Genomic DNA, 19,397 nt, shown 5'->3' with positions numbered 1-19,397 from the left:
GCGGATTTTCCCCGGCACGGCTCCGGGCCTTCGGAAGCGAAGGGCGGGACGAGGGTGGGGCGATGGGCTGGACGGGAGTCATGCCTTTGATACTCACATGCGGCGTAAGGTTGATTAAAGCAGTGAATGGCAACCTTTACGTCGGGGCTGACTAAACATTTGTGCCGTTGCAGCTGGCCTCTTCGCGGGTAAACCCGCTCCTACAGGATTGCAACAAGGCCGAATGTTGTGCGGTCCCTGTAGGAGCGGGTTCACCCGCGAAGAGGCCGGGACAGGCAGCAGAGAGCCGGCAAATCTGCGACAATCGCGCATCCTTCGAATGCCGATCATGAGAAAGCAGGCCCACCTGCATCACTAAAAAGCCCCATGACTGACCACGCCATCGACAAACTCCTGCAAAACCTCGACCACGCCATGATCGCCGACCGCCATCGCCTGCGCCGGCAACTGCACGAACTGCGCAAGCGCCCCGACGAGGCAAAGCTGGCGCAATGGGTGGAAAAGGTCCAGGCCTCCTGTGCCCAGGTCACCGCGCGCCAGCAGAGCGTGCCAACCGTACGCTACGACGACAGCCTGCCGATCGCCGCCAAGCGTGACGAAATCAAGAAGGCCCTGGCCGAACACCAGGTGCTGGTAATCGCCGGCGAAACCGGTTCGGGCAAGACCACCCAGCTGCCAAAGATCTGCCTGGAGCTGGGCCGTGGCAGCCATGGCCTGATCGCCCACACCCAGCCGCGCCGGATCGCCGCACGCAGCGTGGCGGCGCGGGTTGCCGAAGAACTGGGCACGCCGCTGGGCGGGCTGGTCGGCTACCAGGTGCGTTTTGAAGACCAGAGCGACGCCAACACCCTGGTCAAGCTGATGACCGACGGCATCCTGCTGGCCGAAACCCAGCACGACCGTTTCCTCGAACGCTACGACACGATCATCGTCGACGAAGCCCACGAACGCAGCCTGAACATCGACTTCCTGCTCGGCTACCTGAAGACCCTGCTGCACCGACGGCCAGACCTGAAGCTGATCATCACCTCGGCGACCATCGACCTGGAGCGCTTCTCCAAGCACTTCGACGGCGCGCCGATCATCGAGGTGTCCGGCCGCACCTTCCCGGTGGAAACCTGGTACCGCCCGCTGACCAGCGAGCAGGACGAAGAGGGCAACCAGATCGAGGACGACCTCACTGTCGACCAGGCCATCCTCGCCACCCTGGACGAGCTGGCTCACCACGAGCGCGGTGAAGGCAAGGGCCCCGGCGATGTGCTGATCTTCTTGCCGGGCGAGCGGGAAATTCGCGATGCCGCCGAGATCCTGCGCAAGGCGCAATTGCGCCATACCGAGATCTTGCCGCTGTACGCACGGCTGTCGCCGGCCGAGCAGCAGCGCATTTTCCAGTCGCACACCGGGCGCCGGGTAATCCTGGCCACCAACGTCGCCGAAACCTCGCTGACCGTGCCAGGCATCCGCTATGTGATCGACACCGGTACCGCGCGCATCAGCCGCTACAGCTACCGCGCCAAGGTCCAGCGCCTGCCGATCGAGGCTGTATCACAGGCCAGTGCCAACCAGCGTAAAGGCCGTTGCGGCCGGGTCGAACCGGGCATCTGCGTACGCCTTTACAGCGAAGAAGATTTCAACGGCCGGCCAGCATTTACCGACCCGGAGATACTGCGTACCAACCTGGCGGCGGTGATCCTGCAGATGCTGCACCTGCGCCTGGGCGCAATCGATGCCTTCCCGTTCATCGAACCGCCGGATGGCAAGGCCATCAGCGACGGCTTCAACCTGTTGCAGGAGCTGTCGGCGGTCAACCGCGAGAACCAGCTGACCCCGCTCGGCCGCCAACTGGCGCGCCTGCCGATCGACCCGCGGCTGGGCCGCATGCTGCTGGAAGGCGCCCGCCAGGGCAGCCTGCAGGAAGTGTTGATCGTCACCAGTGCGCTGTCGGTGCAAGACCCGCGCGAACGCCCGCCAGAGCGCCAGCAGGCCGCTGACCAGGCACACGCGCAATGGAAGGACGTCGACTCCGACTTCGCCGCGCTGGTCAACCTGTGGCGTGGCTTTGAAGAACAGCGCCAGGCGCTGACCGCCAACCCGCTGCGCAACTGGTGCCGCAAGCACTTCCTGAACTACCTGCGCCTGCGCGAGTGGCGCGATGCCCATCGCCAGCTGGCGCTGATCTGCCGTGACCTGCAGCTGACGGTGAATAAAGAACCGTCCGACTACCAGAAGATGCACAAGGCCATCCTCAGCGGCCTGCTCAGCCAGATCGGCCAAAAGACCGAAGAGGGCGACTACCAGGGCGCCCGCCAGCGGCGCTTCTGGGTGCACCCGTCGTCGGGCCTGGGGCGCAAGCGCCCGCAGTGGGTGATGGCCGCCGAACTGGTCGAAACCACCAAGCTGTATGCGCGCATGGTCGCCAAGATCGAGCCGGACTGGATCGAGCCGCTGGCAGGCCACCTGGTCAAGAAGAACCACTTCGAGCCGCACTGGGAGAAGAAGCGCGGGCAGGTGGTTGCTTATGAGCAGATCACCCTGTACGGCCTGATCCTGGTCGGCCGCCGGCCCGTGCACTTTGGGCCGATCGACCCGGTTACTTCGCGCGAGCTGTTTATCCGCGAAGGCCTGGTGGGTGGCGAAATCCAGTCGCGGGCCAAGTGCCTGGCGGCCAACAAGCGCCTGCTGGAACAGCTCGACGAGTTGGAGGCCAAGGCCCGTCGGCGCGATATCCTGGCAGATGAAGAGACGCTGTATGCGTTCTACGAAGCGCGCCTGCCTGCAGAAATTCACCAGACCGCGACCTTCGATGCCTGGTACCGCATGGGCAGCCAGAAAGACGCCAGCCTGCTGATCATGCGCGAGGAGGATGTGCTGGCCCGTGAGGCCAGCGAAGTCACTGCGGCGCAGTACCCCGACAGCCTGCAGGTGGGCGAACTGCGCTTGTCATTGACCTATCACTTCGAACCGGGGCACCCCCGCGATGGCGTGACCGTGCGCGTTCCCGCACCGCTGTTGCCGAACCTGCCGGGCGAGCGCCTGGAGTGGCTGGTACCGGGCTTGCTCGAAGCCAAGTGCGTGGCGCTGGTGCGTAACCTGCCCAAGGCCCTGCGCAAGAACTTTGTGCCGGTGCCTGACTTCGTCAAGGCCTCGCTGGCGCGCATGACCTTTGGCCAGGGCGCGTTGCCCCAGGCCCTGGGCCAGGAGCTGTTGCGCATGACCGGGGTGCGGGTGTCCGACGAAGCCTGGGCCGAGTCCGTCAGCCTGGTCGAAGGCCACCTGCGCATGAACATCGAGGTGGTCGATGGCCAGGGCAAGTTCCTCGGTGAAGGCCGCGACCTGGCCGAACTGACGGCTCGCTTTGTCGCCGCCAGCCAAGCGGCGCTGGCCGTACCGCGTAATGCCGACGCCGAGAAGCCGGTACAAGCCAAAGCCTTCAGCGAAGTGGCGCAGAGTACCCAGCAGAAGATCGCCGGCCTGTCGATGACGGTTTATCCGGCGCTGGTGGACGAGAATGGCACCGTGCGCGAAGGGCGTTTCTCGACCCAGGCCGAAGCCGAGTTCCAGCACCGCCGCGCCTTGCAGCGCCTGTTGTTGCAGCAGCTGGCAGAACCGGCCAAGTTCCTGCGTGGCAAGCTGCCAGGGCTGACCGAACTGGGCCTGCTGTACCGCGAGCTGGGGCGTGTCGAAGCGCTGGTCGAGGACATCCTGCTGGCCAGCCTGGACAGCTGCATTCTTGAGGGTGAGCAGCCGTTGCCACGCGACGGCGCGGCGCTGGCCGGGCTGGCCGAACGCAAGCGCGGCAGCTGGGCTGAGCACGCCGAACGCCTGGCGCGGCAGACCCTGGAAGTGCTGAAGCTGTGGCATGGGTTGCAGAAGCGCTTCAAGGGCAAGATCGACCTGAGCCAGGCGGTGGCGCTGAACGATATCAAGCAACAGCTGGGCAACCTGGTGTACCCGGGCTTTGTGCGTGAAACCCCTGGGGCATGGTTCAAGGAGCTGCCGCGTTATCTGAAGGCAGTGGAGCTGCGCCTGGAGAAGCTGGGTTCGCAAGTGCAGAAGGACCGGGTGTGGAGCGGCGAGCTGGCCAACCTGTGGGCGCAGTACAAGGCCCGTGCCGACAAGCATGCCCAGGAAGGCAAGCGCGATGAACAGCTGACTTTGTACCGCTGGTGGCTGGAGGAATACCGGGTGTCGCTGTTTGCTCAGCAACTGGGGACCAAGGTGCCGATTTCAGATAAAAGATTGAGCAAGCAGTGGAGTCAGGTAGAGGGCTAACTTCCTTGATTTGTGGCACACTTCAGTGAGTTTGGGGCCGCTTTGCGGCCCTTCGCGGGTGAACCCGCTCCTACACGGGTATGCACTGTCTTCCGGGCGGCGCGATCCTTTGTAGGAGCGGGTTCACCCGCGAACGAGGGCGCAGCCCTCGCCCCTGAATTGGCACTAAAGTGCCACTAGCCTGTCATATTTCCAGCCAGCGCCCCGTGGCAATGGCCTTTGACCAGAGGAACGACCGTGCATAACGTCGTGATCAGCGGCACCGGCCTGTACACCCCGGCCCAGAGCATTTCCAACGAAGAACTGGTGGCCTCCTTCAACGCCTGGTCACAGCGGTTCAACCAGGACAACGCCGCCGCCATCGGGCGCGGTGAAGTGGACGCGGCGCCGCTGTCCGATGCGGCGTTCATCGAAAAGGCCTCGGGCATCAAGAGCCGCTTTGTCATGGACAAGGCCGGCATCCTCGACCCGCAGCGCATGAAGCCGCGCCTGCCAGAGCGCAGTAACGACGAGCCTTCAGTACTCTGTGAAATGGCCGTGGCCGCTGCCCGCCAGGCCCTGGAGCGCGCCGGTCGCACGGCGGCCGATGTCGACGGGGTGATCGTCGCCTGCTCCAACCTGCAGCGCCCATACCCGGCCATCGCCATCGAAGTCCAACAGGCGTTGGGTATCCAGGGCTTTGCCTTCGACATGAACGTGGCTTGCTCGTCGGCCACTTTCGGCATCCAGACCGCCGCCAACAGCGTGGCCCTGGGCCAGGCGCGTGCGGTGCTGATGGTCAACCCGGAAGTGTGCACCGGGCACCTGAACTTCCGTGACCGCGACAGCCACTTCATCTTTGGCGATGCTGCCACCGCCGTATTGCTTGAACGTGCCGACAAGGCCACTTCGGCGCACCAGTTCGAAATCGTCAGCAGCAAGCTGTGGACCGAGTTCTCCAACAACATCCGCAACAACTTCGGTTTCCTCAACCGTGCGGCGGAAGAGGGTGAAGGCGCGGCGGACAAGCTGTTTATCCAGGAAGGCCGCAAGGTGTTCCGCGAAGTGTGCCCGAAGGTGGCCGAGCTGATCGGTGAACACCTGCAGGAAAATGGCCTGCAACCGAGCGATGTGAAGCGCTTCTGGCTGCACCAGGCCAACCTCAGCATGAACCACCTGATCGTCAAGAAACTGCTGGGGCGTGAAGTGGCCGAGGAAGATGCACCGGTGATTCTCGACCGCTATGCCAACACCAGTTCGGCGGGGTCGGTGATTGCTTTCCACCTGTACCAGGATGACCTGGCCAAGGGGTCGCTGGGGGTGTTGAGCTCGTTTGGTGCGGGGTATTCGATTGGTAGCGTGATTCTGCGCAAGCGCTGAGTTTTTCGGCGCCTGTACCGGCCTCTTCGCGGGTAAACCCGCTCCTGCACAGTTCTTTGTAGGAGCGGGTTTACCCGCGAAGAGGCCGGCGCATTTCTGCCAGGCAAAAAAAAGCGGGAAACGCCGGATGGGGTCGGCATTTCCCGCTTCAATTGAAGCAGAGGAGGGTGTTGCTTAGAACTTGGCTTCCAGGTCTACCTGCAGCGTGTCTACGTCAGCATCGCTGTTCGGCAGGTTGGAGAAGTCGGTCTTGGCCATCATGTAGGCCGCGCCGAGGGCGAAGTTCTTGTCGATTTCGTAACCCACCTTGAACTTGTGGCCACGGGAACCGGTGAAGCCGTTACCGAAGTCGGAGTCGGTGAACAGGCTGACTACACCGTTACGCTGTACGTCGCGGTAGTTGTAGTCCAGGCTCCAGGCACCGATCTTGCTCTTCAGGCCAGCCAGCCAGGCCTGGTCCTTGCCGTCGGTGCTCTCGGTGTTCTTGACGTACTGGCCGTAAGCCGACAGCGGGATGGCGAAGCCGGTGAAGTCGACCTGGCCGAAACCTTCCACCAGCTGGAACTCGTTGGTGGTGTTGCCCAGCGAAGCCAGGGCAGCCGAGGCCTTGTCGTTGTCGTAGCCGTAGATGCTACCACCGACGGTAACCTTGACGGTGTCAGCCGCGTTGAACTTGGTACCCAACTGGGCAGCGTACAGCTGTGCGTCGTGCTTGAACTGCACGCCGTCGCCGTCGACGTTGTCCTTCAGGTTGTAGTGGCCGATGCTGCCGAACACTTCGGCCGGGCCGGCGTTAGTCTTGTAGGTTACAGCCACGCCTTCCGGGTTGATGTCGCTGTCCCAGATGATGTCGCCCATGCTTACCCATGGCTGCATCATCTTGCCGCCGATCAGGTGCAGGTTCGGCACGGCGGTCGGGTGCCAGTCGAGGTAGGCCAGGTCGACCCACAGCTGTTTCTTCTCGAAGTAGTTGTCCAGGCTCTGGTTGGTCGAGCGGGCATCGGCGCTGCTGCCGGTGGCCACGCGTACGCCGGCGTCGACTTGCGGGTTGATCTCGCTGTAGAAGCCAACGCGGGCACGTACACGCTCACGGTCCTGGTTGCCGCTGCGAGCGATCGGGTTGTCGACGTTGACGTCTTCGTAACGCAGGCGCACATCACCCTTGATCTGGGTCTTGGCGGCCCATGCCACTTTTTGTTCAAAGGAGCTCATACGTTCGGACTGAGCTTTCTGGTCGGCCTTTTCCTTGGTTTCCTTTGCCAGGTCGCCCTGCAGTTCGTTGTACTGCGCCTGGTTGATCGAGCCGTTGGCGCGGAGCATTTCGAGCAGCTTGGCGTCGACAGCAGCACTGGCCGGGGCACTCAGGGCCAGCATCATGCCGGTGAGGCTTACTCCGGTAAGTGTAGAAACAAGACGCATAAGGTTCTCCCTACTGAATAAAATGGGGGAGGCTCAAGCGCCTGCCCCTGCGTTGGCATGTCCTCGGAAAGGGCCTGAATAGACAGGTTCTGTGGTTCCGAAAAACAGGCGCAAGTATTGCGGGGGCGAATGACAGATTAATGTCTAATTAGTGGCACTGCTGTTAAGTAATTGAGAATAAAAGGATATGGCCCGGCGTTCGTCATTTGAGTGACGGGCCTTCCTTGGCGATACTGGATGCCTTCAGACAGCGAGCCGACACCGTGACCAGCCTGTACAGCCTTGCCCATTTGCGTGATCTTCCGGCGGCCACCTGGGATGCCCTGGTGCCGGTCGGCCAGCCGTTCTTGCGCCATGCCTTTCTCAGTGCCATGGAGGACAGCGGCAGTGTCGCGCGCAACACGGGCTGGGCCGCCGAGCACCTGGTGCTGGAGCGGGAAGGGCAGGTGCGGGCACTGCTGCCGGCGTATCGCAAATGGCATTCGTTCGGTGAATACGTGTTCGACCATGGCTGGGCCGATGCCTGTGAACGGGCAGGCATCGCCTACTACCCCAAGCTGCTAGGTGCCGTGCCGTTCAGCCCGGTCAGCGGCCCGCGCCTGCTGGCCAGCGACCCTGCCGACGGCCTGCTGCTGTTGCAGGCGCTGCCGGAGTACCTGGGCAAGGGTGGGCTTTCGGGTGCGCACATCAACTTCACCGACCCGGCACTGGACCAGCAGCTGGCTGGCCTGCCGGGCTGGATGGAACGCCTGGGGTGCCAGTTCCACTGGCAAAACCGGGGCTATCGCGACTTCCAGGACTATCTCGACAGCCTCAGCTCACGCAAGCGCAAGCAGATGCGCAAGGAGCGCGAGCAGGTGGCGGGGCAGGGCATCGACTTTCGCTGGTACCGTGGCGATGAGCTGGACGAGGCGCAGTGGGATTTCGTCTTTTTGTGTTATGCCAACACCTATGCGGTACGCCGCCGAGCGCCGTACCTGACGCGCGAATTTTTCAGCCTGCTGGCTGAACGCATGCCCGAAGCCGTGCGCGTGGTAATGGCGCGCCAGGGTGGGCGTGATGTGGCCATGGCCCTGAGCCTGTTGGGGGGCGACAGCCTGTTTGGTCGCTACTGGGGGTGCCTGGATGAATTTGACCGGCTGCATTTCGAGACGTGTTTTTACCAGGGCATGGACTTTGCCATTGCCGAGGGTTTGCAGCGTTTCGATGCCGGGGCGCAGGGCGAGCACAAGCTGATACGCGGGTTCGAGCCGGTGCTGACGCGGTCGTGGCATTACCTGCTGCACCCGGGGTTGCGGCGGGCGGTGGAGGATTTCCTGGCGCAGGAGCGGGAAGGGGTAAAGGGGTATGCCGAGGAGGCGCGGGGGATGTTGCCTTACCGCCGGGACTGAGGGATTTGAGTTGGCTGTACCGGCCTCTTCGCGGGTGAACCCGCTCCTACAGGGACCGCACAAACCGTGAAATTTGTGCGGTCCCTGTAGGAGCGGGTTCACCCGCGAAGAGGCCGGCACAGGTCTCAGTCAACCCCGACAAACCCCCCGGTCTGGTGATGCCACAACCGGGCATACAACCCCTGCTGCTCCAGCAACTCACTGTGGCTGCCACTCTCGACAATCCGCCCTTTGTCCAGCACCACCAGCCGGTCCATCCGGGCAATGGTCGACAGCCGGTGGGCAATGGCAATTACCGTCTTGCCCTGCATCAGCGTCTCCAGGCTTTCCTGGATCGCCGCCTCCACCTCCGAGTCCAGCGCCGAGGTAGCCTCGTCCATGATCAGGATCGGCGCATTCTTCAACAGCACCCGGGCAATGGCGATGCGCTGGCGCTGGCCGCCTGACAGCTTGACCCCGCGTTCCCCCACATGGGCATCGAAACCAGTGCGGCCCTGGGCATCCGACAGCTGCGGGATGAACTCGTCGGCGCGGGCGCGGCGCACTGCTTCGCGCAAAGCCGCCTCGCTGGCGCCGGGGCGACCGTACAGCAGGTTGTCGCGGATCGAGCGGTGCAGCAACGAGGTGTCCTGGGTGATCATGCCAATCTGTGCGCGCAGACTGGCCTGGCTCACTTCGGCAATGTCCTGGCCGTCGATAAGGATGCGCCCGCCCTGTAGGTCATACAGCCGCAGCAGCAGGTTGACCAGGGTCGACTTGCCCGCCCCGGACGGGCCGATCAGGCCGATCTTCTCGCCTGGGCGGATGTCCAGGTTGAGCCCTTCGATCACGTTGGCGGCCTTGCCGTAGTGGAAGTCCACATCCTCGAAACGCACTGCGCCCCGGCTGACCTTGAGCGCCGGCGCGTCGGGCCGGTCGGTGACGGTGACCGGCTGAGCGATGGTCTGCAGGCCGTCCTGGACCATGCCGATGTTCTCGAAAATGCCGTTGACCACCCACATGATCCAGCCCGACATGTTGACGATGCGGATCACCAGGCCGGTGGCCAGGGCGATGGCGCCGACGGTGATCAGCGACTGGCTCCACAGCCACAGCGCCAGGCCCGTGGTGGTGACCACCAGCAGGCCGTTGAGGGTGGTGATGACTACGTCCATGCTGGTGACCACGCGCGAGGCCAGCTGGGTTTTCTCGGTCTGCTCGCGGATCGCTTCGCGGGCGTACTGCTGCTCGTAGTCGGTGTGGGCGAACAGCTTCAGGGTGGCGATGTTGGTGTAACCATCGACGATACGCCCCATCAGCTTGGAACGGGCGTCGGAAGAGATCACCGAGCGTTCCTTCACCCGTGGCACGAAATAGAAGAGTGCGGCGATGTAGCCGACGATCCACACCAGCAGCGGCAGCATCAGGCGCCAGTCGGCTTCGGCGAACAGCACCAGCGAGGTGATGGCGTAGATCAGCACATGCCATAGCGCGTCCACCGCCTGCACGGCGGAGTCGCGCAGCGAGTTGCCGGTCTGCATGATGCGCTGGGCGATGCGCCCGGCGAAGTCGCTCTGGAAGAAGTTCAGGCTCTGCTTGAGCACGTAAGTGTGGTTTTGCCAGCGGATCAGGCTGGTCATGCCGGGGTTGATGGTCTGGTGCACCAGCAGGTCGTGCAGGCCGAAGAACACCGGCCGCAGCAGCAGGATCACCACCAGCATCCAGATCAACTCGCCACTGTGCTCGCTGAAGAAGTTGACGTTGGGCGTGCCTTGGGCCAGGTCGATGATGCGGCTGAGGTAGCTGAACATCATCACCTCGATCAGCGAGGCGAACAGGCCGACCACCAGCAGGGCCAGGAAGCTTGGCCACACCTGGCGCAGGTAATACAAGTAGAACGGCCACACCTGGCTGGGTGGCGCTTCGCTCGGCGCCTCACGAAAAATATCGATCAGTTGCTCGAAACGGCGGTACAGCATGGGTGACAAGACTCCTGTGCTACCCGACCCCGGAAGGTTTCACGTCCCTGTGAAACCTGCGATCAGTCGATGCGTTTGGCGGACTTGATGTACACCGGGTCGGCCGGCACGTCGCGCATGCCTTTCTTGACGGTGGTTGGCGAATTGACGATCTGGTCGACTACTTCCATGCCCTTGGTCACTTTGCCGAACACGGCATAGCCACGGTCACGCCCCGGGTTGAGGAAGTCGTTGTCGGCCACGTTGATGAAGAACTGGCTGGTGGCCGAGTTCGGGTCCGAGGTGCGCGCCATCGACAAGGTGCCACGGGTGTTCAGCAGGCCGTTGCTGGCTTCGTTCTTGATCGGGTCGTTGGTGTTCTTTTGCACCATCTGGTCGGTGAAGCCGCCGCCCTGGACCATGAAGCCCGGGATGACGCGGTGGAAGATGGTGTTGTTGTAGAAGCCGCTGTCGACGTACTCGAGGAAGTTCTTGGTACTGATCGGTGCTTTTTCGGCATTCAGCTCGATTTCGACCTGGCCGAAGCTGGTGTCCAGCATGACGTGCGGGGTCTTGTCGGAGGCCATGACGCTGGTGGCGAAGGCGACCGAGCAAGCGGTGAGCAGGAGTTTTTTCAGCATGGGCTCAAAGATCCTTGAGAGGTGGAAGCGGCTGCGAGGAACTGCAGCAGGGTCTGGTTGAAGACCTCGGGTTGATCGAGGGGGGTAGCGTGCCGGGAATCGTCGACGACGACCAGCCTGGCATGGGGCATCAAGGCGACATAGCGCTCTTTCAGATGTATCGGGGTGTAATCGTGGTCGGCGGCAATCACCAGCGTAGGACAGTGGATCTGCCCGATGCGTTCCTGCACGCCCCAGTCGACGATGGCGTCGAAGCTCTTGAGGTAGGCGCGCTTGTCGTTGCGCGCCCAGCGCTGGGCCATCTTCTGCCGCAGGTCGGCCTGCTGGGGTTTGGGGAACAGGCGTTCGGCCAGGCCCTTGCCGACGGTTTCCACGCTGAGGATGCGCGCCAGGCCCCAGCGCTTGAGCCACCAGACCCAGTCACTGCGGGTGCGGCGCTTGACCTCGGGGGCGCTGTTGACGATGCACAGGCTGCGCAGCCACTGCGGGTGGTCGACCGCGAACTGGAAGCCGACCATGCCACCCATGGACAGGCCGACCAGGTGCACCGGGCCGGTGTGCAAGTGCTCGAGCAGGGCCAGCAGGTCGGCGCTGAAGGTGGCGATCTGGTAACCGTCGCGGGGTTTGTCGGAGCGGCCGTGGCCACGGATGTCCATGAGGATCACCCGGTAGTGGCGGCTAAGCGCCGGCACCTGCAGCTCCCAGTCCTGGCAGCTGGAGCCCAGGCCGTGCAGCAACACCAGGGGTTCGCCCTGGCCATATTCCTCATAATGCAGTGCGCATCCTTCGTGTTCGAAATAGGCCATGGGCGCGGTCCTCTCAGGCTTGCGGGGGGGCTGCGAAGGGCACGTCCAGTGGCGCAGTGTCGAAGTTGCGCAGCAGGTCGATGAGAATCTGCGTGGCCGGGCCCAAGGTCTTCTCTTTGCTCGAATAAAGGTAGAACAGTGGGTGGCGGCTGCCACCCTGATCCAGCGGCAATGGCTTGAGCACACCTTCACGCAGCTCGCGCTCGATCATGTGCCGGGGTAGCCAGGCAAAGCCCAGGCCGCTGCTGACGAAGGTGGCGGCGGTACCCAGGCTGCCGACGGTCCAGCGCTGCTCGGCACCCAGCCAGCCGACGTCGCGCGGCTGGGCGCGGCCGGAGTCGCGGATCACCACCTGCAGCTGGCTTTCCAGGTCCTGGAAGGTCAGCTCGCGGCCCAGGCGGTGCAGGCTGTGTTCGGGGTGGGCGACGGCGACGAACTCCACCGCGCTCAGCTCGGCGCCCAGGTAGCCGCCGATGCTGTAGCTGCTGATGGCCAGGTCGGCGATGCCTTCGTGCATCACCTCTTCGACGCCAGACAACACTTCTTCACGCAGGCGCACCCGGCAGCCACGGCTTTGCGGCATGAACGCTGCCAGGGCGCGCACCAGGCGGGCACTGGGGTAGGCGGCGTCGACCACCAGGCGTACTTCGGCTTCCCAGCCCTGTTCCATGTGGTGGGCGAGGTCTTCAAGCTGGCTGGCCTGCTTGACCAGGTGGCGCGAGCGGCGCAGCAGCACATTGCCGGCTTCGGTGAGCACCGCCTTGCGGCCGTCGATGCGCAGCAGTGGCACGCCCAGTTGCTCCTGCATGCGGGCCACGGTGTAGCTGACCGATGACTGTGAGCGGTGCAGTGCCTCGGCAGCCTGGGCAAACCCGCCGTGGTCGACCACTGCTTGCAGGGTTCGCCACTGGTCAAGGGTTACGCGCGGCGCTTTCATGTTTCGCTCCTGTTGTCCTAAGCTGCGCTCTTCCAAGGAGAGAGCGGCCCATGAAGAAATGTTGTGCGGCAATACTGATGTGCCTGCCCCTCGCGGCCATGGCTTACCCCATCGATGTGGAGAAGGAACTGTCCGGGGTCAAGCTTGACTACACCGCCTATGACACGGCCTACGACATTGGCGCCATTACCCTCAACAACTATGGGCAAGTGCCGGCGGCGTGCAAGGTGACTTTCCGCAATGGGCCAGAGGCGCCACGGGTGCGCAGGGTCAATGTGCCAGCAGGTAAAAGCGTGGATGTCACCGCCAAATTCAACCGGCAGATCATCAAACTGCGGATCGCCTTGAACTGTAGTGCCGAATAAACCGATTAATCGATAGATTGAACCCACTTTTTACGCTTTTTTATCGATAGGTCAACCCTTAATCTTCCCTCCATCGAATCGCAACCCTTTTTGCCGATGGAGGCACCCCATGTCCCGCGTACTGATCATCGAAAGCAGCGCCCGCCAGCAGGATTCCGTTTCCCGTCAGCTGACCAAAGACTTCATCCAGCAATGGCAGGCTGCCCACCCGGCCGATCAGATCACTGTGCGCGACCTGGCGGTAAGCCCGGTGCCACACCTGGATGCCAACCTGCTGGGTGGCTGGATGAAGCCTGAAGAACAGCGCAGCGCCGCCGAACTTGAGGCCCTGGCCCGTTCCAACGAACTGACTGATGAATTGCTGGCTGCCGACGTGCTGGTGATGGCGGCACCGATGTACAACTTCACCATTCCGAGCACCCTGAAAGCCTGGCTGGACCACGTGTTGCGCGCCGGTATCACCTTCAAGTACACCCCCACCGGGCCACAGGGCCTGCTGACCGGCAAGCGCGCCATCGTCCTGACTGCCCGTGGCGGTATCCATGCCGGCGCCACCAGCGACCACCAGGAACCCTACCTGCGCCAGGTGATGGCCTTCATCGGTATTCACGATGTCGACTTCATCCATGCCGAAGGCCTGAACATGAGTGGCGAGTTCCACGAGAAAGGCGTCAACCAGGCCAAGGCCAAGCTGGCGGCGGTGGCCTGAGGCTTGACGAATTCCCAACCCTGACACCTGTTTTTGCTCCTTTGGGTGTACCTGCCCGGTCCTTTTGGCCGGGCTTTTTTATGCCTGGGATTTTGTGGGGGCCTGTGCCGGCCTTTTCGCGGGTAAATCGGATCGCCGCACCGCCGCTCCCACAGAGATAGCACCGCAGCTGAGACCTGTGATGTACCTGTGGGAGCGGCGGTGCGGCGATCCGATTCACCCGCGAAGAGGCCAGTGCAGCCCCTACATTCCTCATGGTTGAACTCATTCACCGCAACCCGCTAAGGTCGCGCCCTTGATCCACGAGAGGCAACCATGGGCTACCTGATAATCGTCGCGCTGATCCAGGCGCTTTCCTTCAGCCTGATCGGCGAGTACCTGGCCGGGCACGTCGACAGCTACTTCGCGGTACTCGCGCGGGTACTGCTGGCCGGCCTGGTGTTCCTGCCACTGACCCGCTGGCGCCAGGTCGAGCCGCGCTTCATGCGCTCGATGCTGCTGATTGGCGCGCTGCAGTACGGCATCACCTACGTCTGCCTGTACCTGAGCTTTCGCGTGCTCACCGTGCCGGAGGTGCTGCTGTTCACCATCCTCACGCCGTTGCACGTCACCCTGATCGAAGACACCATGAACCGGCGCTTCAACCCGTGGGCGCTGCTGGCCGCGCTGGTGGCCGTGGCCGGCGCCGCGGTGATCCGTTTCGACAGCATCAGTGGCGAGTTCTTCATCGGCTTCCTGTTGCTGCAACTGGCCAACTTCACCTACGCCGCCGGCCAAGTGCTGTACCGCCACCTGGTCGCACGCAACCCCAGCGACCTGCCGCACTACGCCCGTTTTGGCTACTTCTACCTTGGCGCCTTGTTGGTGGTGCTGCCGGCCTTCCTGCTGTTTGGCAATGCCCAGCACCTGCCGAGTACCGATGTGCAATGGCTGGTGCTGCTGTTCCTCGGCCTGTGCCCGACGGCGCTGGGCCTGTACTGGTGGAACAAGGGCGCATGCCTGGTTTCCGGTGGCACACTGGCGGTGATGAACAACCTGCATGTGCCGGTGGGGCTGCTGCTGAACCTGCTGATCTGGAACCAGCACGAGCCACTGGGGCGGCTGTTCATCGGGGGGGCGATCATCCTTGCCTCGGTATGGCTGAGCCGCCTGGGTGGTCGCGCGCAGGCGCCGTTGGCTGGCAAGGCCTGAAATGCACACCATCTTTGTCATCGTGGCGCCGATCTTCGCCCTGATCCTGGTCGGCTACCTGTGCCGCAAGACCAACAAGCTGGGCGACAAGGCCGCTGCCGAGATCAACAAGATGGTGGTCTGGCTGTGCTTGCCGGCGTTGCTGTTCAAGGTCACCGCCACGGCCACCTGGAGCGAAATCTGGCACCCCGGCTTCATCGTCGCCTTTGGCGCAGGCGCCCTGGCCATGTTCGTGGTCACGCTGCTGTGGCGCCTGTACAGCGGCCACGGCCTGGTCGCCGCGAGCATCGACGGGCTCAGTGCGGGGTACGCCAACACCGGCTATATCGGCATTCCGCTTTGTCTGTTGCTGTTCGGCCAGGCGGGGTTGCAGCCGGCGTTGATCTCGTCGTTGCTCGTGGTGTGCCTGGTGTTTGCCATATCGCTGACGCTGATTGAGGTCGGGCTACAGGCGGAGCGGCACATTGGTCGTGCCATCTTGCTGGTGAGCAAGGCTCTGGCGAAGAACCCATTGGTGATTTCGCCACTGGCAGGCGCTGCCTGGGCGGTATCTGGCTTGGGTTTGGCGGAACCGGTCATGCACTTTCTCGACCTGCTGGCGCTAGCGACCACGCCTTGTGCGTTGATATCGCTGGGCGCATTCTTGGCTGAAAAACGTACAGGGTCGCAGGCCAGTCCGTGGCCGTTGGTGGCCTTGAAGTTGGTAGGGCAGCCAGCGCTGACCTGGGTGCTGGCGTTCAAGGTGTTCACCCTGCCGACCATGTGGGCGGCGTCGGCGGTGCTGTTGGCGGCACTGCCGACCGGCACCGGGCCTTTCATGCTGGCGGAGTACTACAACCGCGAGGCTGGGCTGATTTCGCGGACCATCCTGTTGTCGACCGTGGCTTCGCTGGTGACCTTGACCGGCTTGTTGTACCTGCTGGGGTATGCGGGGTAGTGGCCGTTGGAGTATGAGAGAGCGGCGCAGGCTGTGATAATGGGCGCAATCACAAGGGCCATGTCATGCTGACCATCTCCAATACTGTGCATCTACCGGATGCCGACATCGAACTGACTTACATCCGCGCGCAAGGCGCGGGTGGGCAGAACGTCAACAAGGTGTCCAGCGCTGTGCATCTGCGCTTCGACATCCCGGCCTCGTCGCTGCCCGAGTTTTACAAAGAGCGGCTGCTGGCGCAGCGTGACAGTCGCATCACCGGCGACGGCGTGCTGATCATCAAGGCCCAGCAATACCGCACCCAGGAGCAGAACCGCGCTGACGCGCTGGCACGTCTTGCCGAGTTGATCATCGCTGCCGGCAAGACCGAGAAGAAACGCCGCCCCACCAAGCCCACCCTCGGCTCGAAGACCCGCCGCCTTGAAGGCAAAGCCAGGCGCAGCACGGTCAAGGCGGGGCGGGGCAAGGTGGACTTCTAATACTGGCAGCTCCCTACAATACTACGCAGGCCTCGAATTTTGCGCGGAACCCTGTGGGAGCGGCCTTGTGTCGCGATGGGCTGCACAGCAGCCCCGGCAATCTCAAGCCTCGCTCATCTCTTCCAGCCGACGCGGCACAGGCTCTTGCGCCACACGCCCGCTCAACCCCACCCGCATGTCATTGCCACTCGGCTGCTGATACAGGCTCAAGCCAAACTCCGGCAACACCGCCAGCAGGTAATCGAAGATATCCCCCTGAATCCGCTCGTACTCCGCCCACACCGTGGTAGTGGTGAAGCAGTAGATCTCCAGCGGCACGCCCTCGGCGGTGGTCTGCATCTGCCGCACCATGCAGGTCATGTTCGGGTGCACGTTGGGGTGGTTCTTCAAGTAGGCCAGGGCAAACGCGCGGAAGGTGCCGATGTTGGTCAGCTTGCGCCGGTTGGCCGACAGCTCCGCCACCGGGCCCAGCGCTTCGTTCCAGCTTTGCAGTTCCTGGCGCTTGCCGGCCAGGTAATCGCCCAGCAGGCTCACCTGGCTCAGGCGCTGTTCCTCTTCGCGGGTGAGGAAGCGCACTCCGGCAGCATCAATGAACAGGCTGCGCTTGATCCGTCGGCCACCGGACTGCTGCATGCCGCGGTAGTTGCGGAACGACTCGCTCATCAGGCGCCAGGTCGGGATCGAGACAATGGTCTTGTCGAAGTTCTGTACCTTCACCGTGTGCAGGGTGATGTCCACCACATCGCCATCGGCGCCTACCTGGGGCATTTCGATCCAGTCACCCACGTGCAGCATGTCGTTGCTGGTCAGCTGCACGCTGGCGACGAACGACAGCAGGGTGTCCTTGTATACCAACAGCAGTACCGCCGACATGGCACCCAGGCCGGACAACAGCAACAGCGGCGAGCGGTCGATCAGGGTGGCGACGATGACGATGGCGGCGAAGATCCACAGCATCATCTTGGCCAGCTGCACATAGCCCTTGATCGAGCGGGTCCGGGCGTGTTCGGTGCGGGCATAGATGTCCAGCAGGGCATCCAGCAGGCACGACAGCGCCATGGTCATGAACAGCAGGGTAAAGGCCAGGGCGACATTGCCGAGGAAGTGCTGGGCGGTGTCGGACAACTCCGGCACCAGCTTGAGGCCAAATTGCAGCACCAGTGACGGTGTGGTTTGCGCCAGGCGGTGGAACACCTTGTTGTGGCGCAGGTCATCCAGCCACTTCAGCGCTGGCTGGCGGGCCAGCAGGCGCGCGCCGTGCAGCATCAGGAAGCGCGCCAAGCGGCCGACTACCAGGGAAATCAGCAGCAGCACCGCCAGGCCGATGGCCGCGTGCAGCATGGGATGTTGGTCGAGGGTGCCCCACAGGTCGAGGGAGTCACGCCAGATTCGTTGGATATCCATGAGCTTGGGTACAGTCATTTTGCGAAACGAAGCGCCATTAGAGCGCGGATAGCGACGAAGTTGCCAAAAGAAATTCGGCTAAGGCGGCAGAAAACGTTACCCTATGCAACTGAATTTCCCGCACTTGCCTGAGGTTACCTCCGTGTTCTCCCAATTCCCCCTGCATGAACGCCTGCTTAAAGCCGTGGCCGAGCTTAAATTTGTCGAGCCAACCCCGGTGCAGGCCGCGGCCATTCCCCTGGCCCTGCAAGGGCGAGACCTGCGTGTGACCGCGCAGACCGGCAGTGGCAAGACTGCAGCCTTCGTGCTGCCGCTGCTCAACCGACTGGTCGACCTGAAAGGCGGGCGTGTCGAAATCCGCTCGCTGATCCTGCTGCCGACCCGCGAGCTGGCCCAGCAGACCCTCAAGCAAGTGCAGCTGTTCTCGCAGTTCACCTATATCAAGGCGGGCCTGGTTACCGGCGGTGAAGACTTCAAGGAGCAGGCCGCCATGCTGCGCAAGGTACCGGACGTGCTGATCGGCACCCCGGGCCGCCTGCTGGAGCAACTGAATGCCGGCAACCTCGACCTGTCCCACGTGCAGGTGCTGATTCTCGACGAAGCCGACCGCATGCTGGACATGGGCTTTGCCGAAGACATGGAGCGCCTGTGCAAGGAGTGCGAGAACCGCGAGCAGACCCTGCTGTTCTCCGCCACCACCGGTGGTGCGGCCCTGCGCGATATCATCGGCAAGGTGCTGAAAGACCCTGAGCACCTGATGCTCAACAGCGTCTCGCAACTGGCCGAAGGCACCCGCCAGCAAATCATCATGGCTGACCACGATCAGCACAAAGAGCAGATCGTGCAGTGGTTGCTGGCCAACGAAACCTTCGACAAGGCGATCATCTTCACCAACACCCGCGCCCTGGCCGACCGTATTTACGGTCACCTGGTGGCCAAGGAAGTGAAAGCCTTCGTGTTGCACGGCGAGAAGGACCAGAAGGACCGCAAGCTGGCCATCGAGCGCTTCAAGCAAGGCAGCTCCAAGGTATTGGTTGCCACCGACGTGGCCGCCCGTGGCCTGGACATCGACGGCCTCGACCTGGTGATCAACTTCGACATGCCACGCAGCGGTGACGAGTACGTACACCGCGTGGGCCGTACCGGCCGCGCTGGCGGCGAAGGCCTGGCGATTTCGTTGATTACCCACAACGACTGGAACCTGATGTCGAGCATCGAGCGCTACCTCAAGCAGCAGTTCGAGCGCCGGGTGATCAAGGAAGTGAAGGGGACCTACAGCGGTCCGAAGAAGGTCAAGGCCTCGGGCAAGGCGGCTGGCAGCAAGAAGAAAAAGGTCGAGAAGAAGTCCGGCGACAAGAAAGCCGCCGCCAAGCGCAAGCCTACCGCCAAGCCGAAGGCCAACGCGCCACTGGCCAGCGCCGACGGCCTGGCGCCGCTGAAGAAGCGCAAGCCTGCTGCTGAGTAATCAGCCTCTAGCAGGCTGACGCATTCCCTGTAGGAGCGGCCTTGCGTAGCGAAAGGGCTGCGCAGCAGCCCCACGATTTCGGCGC

The 19,397-nt window shown here is 63.0% G+C and carries 15 protein-coding genes; 9 read left to right on the top strand and 6 right to left on the bottom strand.

The window, feature by feature from the left end:
- Nucleotides 1–366 precede the first annotated feature (366 nt).
- Together hrpA and ACIP1G_RS11895 are read left to right on the top strand one after the other, a co-directional pair.
- Complete coding sequence (hrpA, locus tag ACIP1G_RS11900; RefSeq protein ID WP_400736903.1) at nucleotides 367–4,272, top strand: ATP-dependent RNA helicase HrpA; 3,906 nt, start codon at nucleotides 367–369, stop codon at nucleotides 4,270–4,272.
- Nucleotides 4,273–4,509: 237 nt separating this feature from the next.
- Entirely contained in the window at nucleotides 4,510–5,631 is a 1,122-nt protein-coding gene (locus ACIP1G_RS11895) for a beta-ketoacyl-ACP synthase III (protein ID WP_400736900.1), read from the top strand.
- 174 nt (nucleotides 5,632–5,805) lie between these two features.
- Here ACIP1G_RS11895 and ACIP1G_RS11890 read toward each other — a convergent pair whose 3' ends face one another.
- The gene (locus ACIP1G_RS11890; RefSeq protein ID WP_400736898.1) at nucleotides 5,806–7,050 is read right to left on the bottom strand and encodes a putative porin; all 1,245 of its coding nucleotides are present in this window, start codon (nucleotides 7,048–7,050) and stop codon (nucleotides 5,806–5,808) included.
- Nucleotides 7,051–7,313: 263 nt separating this feature from the next.
- On the opposite strand from ACIP1G_RS11890, the gene ACIP1G_RS11885 reads away from it, so the two are divergent.
- Nucleotides 7,314–8,441: a GNAT family N-acetyltransferase gene (locus tag ACIP1G_RS11885; protein ID WP_400736896.1), complete on the top strand. Its 1,128-nt coding sequence runs from the start codon at nucleotides 7,314–7,316 to the stop codon at nucleotides 8,439–8,441.
- Between the two features lie 125 nt (nucleotides 8,442–8,566).
- On the opposite strand, the gene ACIP1G_RS11880 is transcribed toward ACIP1G_RS11885, so the two are convergent.
- The 4 genes from ACIP1G_RS11880 to ACIP1G_RS11865 all read right to left on the bottom strand — a co-directional run bounded on the left by ACIP1G_RS11880 (nucleotide 8,567) and on the right by ACIP1G_RS11865 (nucleotide 12,762).
- Nucleotides 8,567–10,399 (bottom strand): ABC transporter ATP-binding protein, encoded by a 1,833-nt coding sequence (locus ACIP1G_RS11880; RefSeq protein ID WP_400736893.1) that lies wholly within the window; start codon nucleotides 10,397–10,399, stop codon nucleotides 8,567–8,569.
- 62 nt (nucleotides 10,400–10,461) lie between these two features.
- Nucleotides 10,462–11,019, bottom strand: a complete 558-nt coding sequence (locus tag ACIP1G_RS11875; protein ID WP_400736891.1) for a peptidylprolyl isomerase — start codon at nucleotides 11,017–11,019, stop codon at nucleotides 10,462–10,464.
- Nucleotides 11,013–11,825, bottom strand: a complete 813-nt coding sequence (locus tag ACIP1G_RS11870; protein WP_400736888.1) for an alpha/beta fold hydrolase — start codon at nucleotides 11,823–11,825, stop codon at nucleotides 11,013–11,015. The genes ACIP1G_RS11875 and ACIP1G_RS11870 overlap by 7 nt, the downstream gene beginning before the upstream one ends.
- A gap of 13 nt (nucleotides 11,826–11,838) precedes the next feature.
- The gene (locus ACIP1G_RS11865; RefSeq protein WP_012273620.1) at nucleotides 11,839–12,762 is read right to left on the bottom strand and encodes a LysR family transcriptional regulator; all 924 of its coding nucleotides are present in this window, start codon (nucleotides 12,760–12,762) and stop codon (nucleotides 11,839–11,841) included.
- A 50-nt stretch (nucleotides 12,763–12,812) separates the two neighbouring features.
- Between ACIP1G_RS11865 and ACIP1G_RS11860 the strand changes: the two genes are divergently transcribed.
- The 5 genes from ACIP1G_RS11860 (at nucleotide 12,813) to arfB (ending at nucleotide 16,443) form a co-directional block, all read left to right on the top strand.
- Nucleotides 12,813–13,127, top strand: coding sequence for a 3-phosphoglycerate kinase (locus ACIP1G_RS11860; protein ID WP_400736885.1), 315 nt, complete (start codon nucleotides 12,813–12,815; stop codon nucleotides 13,125–13,127).
- 109 nt (nucleotides 13,128–13,236) lie between these two features.
- Nucleotides 13,237–13,836 (top strand): FMN-dependent NADH-azoreductase, encoded by a 600-nt coding sequence (locus tag ACIP1G_RS11855; protein ID WP_400736882.1) that lies wholly within the window; start codon nucleotides 13,237–13,239, stop codon nucleotides 13,834–13,836.
- A 315-nt stretch (nucleotides 13,837–14,151) separates the two neighbouring features.
- Nucleotides 14,152–15,027, top strand: a complete 876-nt coding sequence (locus ACIP1G_RS11850) for a carboxylate/amino acid/amine transporter (protein WP_400736879.1) — start codon at nucleotides 14,152–14,154, stop codon at nucleotides 15,025–15,027.
- 1 nt (nucleotide 15,028) lies between these two features.
- A complete protein-coding gene (locus ACIP1G_RS11845) occupies nucleotides 15,029–15,964 on the top strand; it encodes an AEC family transporter (protein ID WP_400736878.1) in 936 nt (311 codons plus the stop codon).
- Between the two features lie 65 nt (nucleotides 15,965–16,029).
- Nucleotides 16,030–16,443, top strand: coding sequence for an alternative ribosome rescue aminoacyl-tRNA hydrolase ArfB (arfB, locus tag ACIP1G_RS11840; RefSeq protein ID WP_400736875.1), 414 nt, complete (start codon nucleotides 16,030–16,032; stop codon nucleotides 16,441–16,443).
- Between the two features lie 102 nt (nucleotides 16,444–16,545).
- Here the strand turns inward: arfB and ACIP1G_RS11835 are convergent, their stop codons facing one another.
- Nucleotides 16,546–17,847 carry a mechanosensitive ion channel family protein gene (locus tag ACIP1G_RS11835; RefSeq protein ID WP_400736873.1) on the bottom strand — a complete coding sequence of 434 codons (1,302 nt, stop codon included), beginning with the start codon at nucleotides 17,845–17,847 and terminating at the stop codon, nucleotides 16,546–16,548.
- Between the two features lie 103 nt (nucleotides 17,848–17,950).
- Here ACIP1G_RS11835 and ACIP1G_RS11830 point away from each other — a divergent pair, with 103 nt between their 5' ends.
- Entirely contained in the window at nucleotides 17,951–19,312 is a 1,362-nt protein-coding gene (locus tag ACIP1G_RS11830) for a DEAD/DEAH box helicase (protein WP_400736870.1), read from the top strand.
- The last annotated feature ends 85 nt before the right edge of the window (nucleotides 19,313–19,397 follow it).

The sequence above is a fragment of the Pseudomonas sp. NPDC089392 genome (assembly GCF_044749595.1).
In the GTDB taxonomy this organism is placed as follows: Bacteria; Pseudomonadota; Gammaproteobacteria; order Pseudomonadales; family Pseudomonadaceae; genus Aquipseudomonas.
Note: the sequence above shows the minus strand (reverse complement) of the source record. Positions and strands in the feature narration are given on the sequence as shown.